Here is a 5,612-nt window from a genome sequence, read left to right on the forward strand (position 1 = left end):
AGAAGTCCGGCGGCGTCCTACTCTCCCACAAGGTCCCCCTTGCAGTACCATCGGCGCTGAGAGGCTTAGCTTCCGGGTTCGGAATGTGACCGGGCGTTTCCCTCTCGCTATGACCACCGGAACACCATCGACCCGATCATCTCCGGATCAAACAGGTTCCAGCCATCCCCCACCAACGGGTTGGTGCCTGCAACCCAAAACGGATTGTCGACACCCCACACCGGTGGGGTAGCTGAACTATTCAGTTTGATTCCCGATCGTCTGTCGGGAACCACAAAGTGGACGCGAGCCCCAACCCCCGAAGGGGTCAGGAAAAAAGTGTGTGTCAAGTCTTCGGCTTATTAGTACCGGTCAGCTCCACGGGTCGTTAGTCCCCGCTTCCACATCCGGCCTATCAACCCAGTAGTCTGCTGGGAGCCTCTCACACTCAAGGTGCATGGAAATCTCATCTCGAAGACGGCTTCCCGCTTAGATGCTTTCAGCGGTTATCCGGTCCGAACGTAGCTAATCAGCGGTGCCCTTGGCAGAACAACTGACACACCAGAGGTTCGTCCATCCCGGTCCTCTCGTACTAGGGATAGATCTTCTCAAATTTCCAACGCGCGCAGCGGATAGGGACCGAACTGTCTCACGACGTTCTAAACCCAGCTCGCGTACCGCTTTAATGGGCGAACAGCCCAACCCTTGGGACCTACTCCAGCCCCAGGATGCGACGAGCCGACATCGAGGTGCCAAACCATGCCGTCGATATGGACTCTTGGGCAAGATCAGCCTGTTATCCCCGAGGTACCTTTTATCCGTTGAGCGACAGCGCTTCCACAAGCCACTGCCGGATCACTAGTCCCGACTTTCGTCCCTGCTCGACCTGTCAGTCTCACAGTCAAGCTCCCTTGTGCACTTACACTCGCCACCTGATTGCCAACCAGGTTGAGGGAACCTTTGGGCGCCTCCGTTACTCTTTGGGAGGCAACCGCCCCAGTTAAACTACCCATCAGGCACTGTCCATGAACCCGATCAGGGTCCTACGTTAGACATCCAAAGTGACCAGAGTGGTATTTCAACAATGACTCCACGAACACTAGCGTGCCCGCTTCACAGTCTCCCACCTATCCTACACAAGCCACTCCGAACACCAATACCAAACTGTAGTAAAGGTCACGGGGTCTTTCCGTCCTGCTGCGCGTAACGAGCATCTTTACTCGTAGTGCAATTTCGCCGAGTTCGCGGTTGAGACAGCTGGGAAGTCGTTACGCCATTCGTGCAGGTCGGAACTTACCCGACAAGGAATTTCGCTACCTTAGGATGGTTATAGTTACCACCGCCGTTTACTGGGGCTTAAATTCAGAGCTTCGCCGTGAGGCTGACCCTTCCTCTTAACCTTCCAGCACCGGGCAGGCGTCAGTCCGTATACATCGTCTTGCGACTTCGCACGGACCTGTGTTTTTAGTAAACAGTCGCTTCCCACTGGTCTCTGCGGCCTTCAACGCTCACGGAGTAAATCCGGTCACGCGTCCGGCCCCCCTTCTCCCGAAGTTACGGGGGCATTTTGCCGAGTTCCTTAACCACGATTATCTCGATCTCCTTGGTATTCTCTACCTGACCACCTGAGTCGGTTTCGGGTACGGGCGGCTGCAACCTCGCGTCGATGCTTTTCTCGGCAGCATAGGATCACTGAATTCCCCTTACGGGTACGCGTCGGGTCTCAGGCATACAGACGACGGATTTGCCTATCGTCAGCCCTACATCCTTACACCAGGATCACCTTACGGATACCATCGCCTGGCTCAGCTACCTTCCTGCGTCACACCTGTTCATACGCTAACCGCACCAGCATGGGGTCGAGCGTTAGACCGGCCCGTCTCACCCCGAAGGGATCAACAAGTGCCGGGTTAGGACTCTTAGCACCACTGGATTAGCTTGGGCGGTTGTTCGCCGGTACGGGAATATCAACCCGTTGTCCATCGACTACGCCTGTCGGCCTCGCCTTAGGTCCCGACTTACCCAGGGCGGATTAACCTGGCCCTGGAACCCTTGGTCTTTCGGAGGACGGGTTTCTCACCCGTCTTTCGCTACTCATGCCTGCATTCTCACTCGTGTGGCGTCCACGGCTGGATCACTCCGCCGCTTCACTCGCCACACGACGCTCTCCTACCACTCCGCACGACTGAACCACGAAGGCTTGTCTAGTGTGCGAAATCTACAACTTCGGCGGTGTGCTTGAGCCCCGTTACATTGTCGGCGCGGAATCACTTGACCAGTGAGCTATTACGCACTCTTTCAAGGGTGGCTGCTTCTAAGCCAACCTCCTGGTTGTCTGTGCAACTCCACATCCTTTCCCACTTAGCACACGCTTAGGGGCCTTAGTTGGTAGTCTGGGTTGTTTCCCTCTCGACGATGAAGCTTATCCCCCACCGTCTCACTGCTGCGCTCTCACTCACCGGCATTCGGAGTTTGGCTGACGTCAGTAACCTGTTGAGGCCCATCGGCCATCCAGTAGCTCTACCTCCGGCGAGAAACACGCAACGCTGCACCTAAATGCATTTCGGAGAGAACCAGCTATCACGAAGTTTGATTGGCCTTTCACCCCTATCCACAGCTCATCCCCTCCATTTTCAACTGAAGTGGGTTCGGTCCTCCACGACGTCTTACCGTCGCTTCAACCTGGCCATGGATAGATCACTTCGCTTCGGGTCTAGGACATGCGACTGAATCGCCCTATTCAGACTCGCTTTCGCTACGGCTACCCCACACGGGTTAACCTCGCCACATATCGCTAACTCGCAGGCTCATTCTTCAAAAGGCACGCCGTCACCCCTACAAAGGAGGCTCCGACGGTTTGTAAGCAAACGGTTTCAGGTACTATTTCACTCCCCTCCCGGGGTACTTTTCACCTTTCCCTCACGGTACTTGTCCGCTATCGGTCATCTGGGAGTATTTAGGCTTATCAGGTGGTCCTGACAGATTCACACGGGATTTCTCGGGCCCCGTGCTACTTGGGATACACATCCGGCCATAACACCATTTCGTCTACGGGGCTGGCACCCACTACGGCCCGGCTTTCAAACCGGTTCGACTATGATGCGCTGTAACCGTCCCAGTCCGGCAGAACTGAGTGACGTGTCCCACAACCCCGACCATGCAACGCCCGCCGGCTATCACACATGATCGGTTTAGCCTCATCCGTTTTCGCTCGCCACTACTCACGGAATCACATGTTGTTTTCTCTTCCTGTGGGTACTGAGATGTTTCACTTCCCCACGTTCCCTCTACCCGCCCTATATATTCAGGCGGGAGTCACCAGGTCACAAAAGCGCCTGGCGGGGTTTCCCCATTCGGAAATCCTCGGCTCACAGCTCGATTATCAGCTCCCCGAGGCTTATCGCAGATTTCTACGTCCTTCTTCGGCTCCAGATGCCAAGGCATCCACCGTTTGCTCTTAGAAACTTGACCACAAAGATTAAAATTGCGATCCAACGCCACACCGACACCACACCAGCCACCACAAGGGCAACCAACCGGTCTCGGATGACGCGAATCTAAAGATGCTCGCGTCCACTGTGTAGTTCTCAACATACGATCGGCACCACACTCCACCAAACCAAACCGGTCTGACATCATGCGGCCCAACGAAGGACCCAACGGCCCAACCCCTCCCAACACTCTCGTGTCAGCAGGAAGCCTGGTCCCTCAGGACCCAACAACGTGCACCAGCCAGCAGCTCCACCCCCGACCCGTTCCAACCAGGCGAACCCGGTGTACTGAAGATCGGAAGCATCACTCCCAACTGCACTGTCAATGTTCCACCCATGAGCTACCCGTCGGACACGTTCGGTCCGAATCAGGCGCCTGGACCAGCCACCACCCACCAAACGGTGAACAGCACTGACCAGATGCTCCTTAGAAAGGAGGTGATCCAGCCGCACCTTCCGGTACGGCTACCTTGTTACGACTTAGTCCTAATCACCGATCCCACCTTCGACGGCTCCTTCCACAAGGGTTAGGCCACCGGCTTCGGGTGTTACCGACTTTCATGACTTGACGGGCGGTGTGTACAAGGCCCGGGAACGTATTCACCGCAGCGTTGCTGATCTGCGATTACTAGCGACTCCGACTTCATGAGGTCGAGTTGCAGACCTCAATCCGAACTGAGACCGGCTTTTTGGGATTCGCTCCACCTTACGGTATCGCAGCCCTTTGTACCGGCCATTGTAGCATGCGTGAAGCCCAAGACATAAGGGGCATGATGATTTGACGTCATCCCCACCTTCCTCCGAGTTGACCCCGGCAGTCTCCTATGAGTCCCCGGCATAACCCGCTGGCAACATAGAACGAGGGTTGCGCTCGTTGCGGGACTTAACCCAACATCTCACGACACGAGCTGACGACAACCATGCACCACCTGTACACCGACCACAAGGGGGCGACCATCTCTGGCCGTTTCCGGTGTATGTCAAGCCTTGGTAAGGTTCTTCGCGTTGCATCGAATTAATCCGCATGCTCCGCCGCTTGTGCGGGCCCCCGTCAATTCCTTTGAGTTTTAGCCTTGCGGCCGTACTCCCCAGGCGGGGCGCTTAATGCGTTAGCTACGACACAGAAACCGTGGAAAGGTCCCTACATCTAGCGCCCAACGTTTACGGCATGGACTACCAGGGTATCTAATCCTGTTCGCTCCCCATGCTTTCGCTCCTCAGCGTCAGTTACGGCCCAGAGATCTGCCTTCGCCATCGGTGTTCCTCCTGATATCTGCGCATTCCACCGCTACACCAGGAATTCCAATCTCCCCTACCGCACTCTAGTCTGCCCGTACCCACTGCAAGCCCGAGGTTGAGCCTCGGGATTTCACAGCAGACGCGACAAACCGCCTACGAGCTCTTTACGCCCAATAATTCCGGACAACGCTTGCACCCTACGTATTACCGCGGCTGCTGGCACGTAGTTAGCCGGTGCTTTTTCTGCAGGTACCGTCACTTTCGCTTCTTCCCTACTAAAAGAGGTTTACAACCCGAAGGCCGTCATCCCTCACGCGGCGTTGCTGCATCAGGCTTTCGCCCATTGTGCAATATTCCCCACTGCTGCCTCCCGTAGGAGTCTGGGCCGTGTCTCAGTCCCAGTGTGGCCGGTCACCCTCTCAGGCCGGCTACCCGTCGTCGCCTTGGTGAGCCATTACCTCACCAACAAGCTGATAGGCCGCGAGTCCATCCCCAACCAAAAAATCTTTCCACCACCAGGCCATGCGACCAGTGATCATATCCAGTATTAGACGTCGTTTCCAACGCTTATCCCAGAGTCAGGGGCAGGTTACTCACGTGTTACTCACCCGTTCGCCACTAATCCGCCCAGCAAGCTGGGCATCATCGTTCGACTTGCATGTGTTAAGCACGCCGCCAGCGTTCGTCCTGAGCCAGGATCAAACTCTCCGTAAAAAATTACAACCAACACCGAAGTGTCAGCGAGTTGATCTTGACTGTTGACTGTCTACTGACAATCTTCAATCCAAAAGGAATTGCTTCATGACCCGACCAGCCGAAACCGATCGAGCACGAGGTCAATAAAATTGGCATTGACAATGTGCACGCTGTTGAGTTCTCAAGGACCAGACGCACTCCCCACAC

General features: G+C 55.7%; 3 rRNA genes. All 3 read right to left on the reverse strand.

The window, feature by feature from the left end:
- Positions 1-4 precede the first annotated feature (4 nt).
- A 5S ribosomal RNA gene (gene rrf, locus DEJ24_RS16440) occupies positions 5-121 on the reverse strand.
- A 200-nt stretch (positions 122-321) separates the two neighbouring features.
- Positions 322-3,450: ribosomal RNA gene (locus DEJ24_RS16445) — 23S ribosomal RNA — on the reverse strand.
- 451 nt (positions 3,451-3,901) lie between these two features.
- Positions 3,902-5,423 (reverse strand): 16S ribosomal RNA (locus DEJ24_RS16450).
- Together the 16S, 23S and 5S rRNA genes form the textbook arrangement of a ribosomal RNA operon.
- Positions 5,424-5,612 lie beyond the last annotated feature (189 nt).

It is taken from the genome of Curtobacterium sp. MCPF17_001 (genome assembly GCF_003234615.1).
GTDB lineage: Bacteria > Actinomycetota > Actinomycetes > Actinomycetales > Microbacteriaceae > Curtobacterium.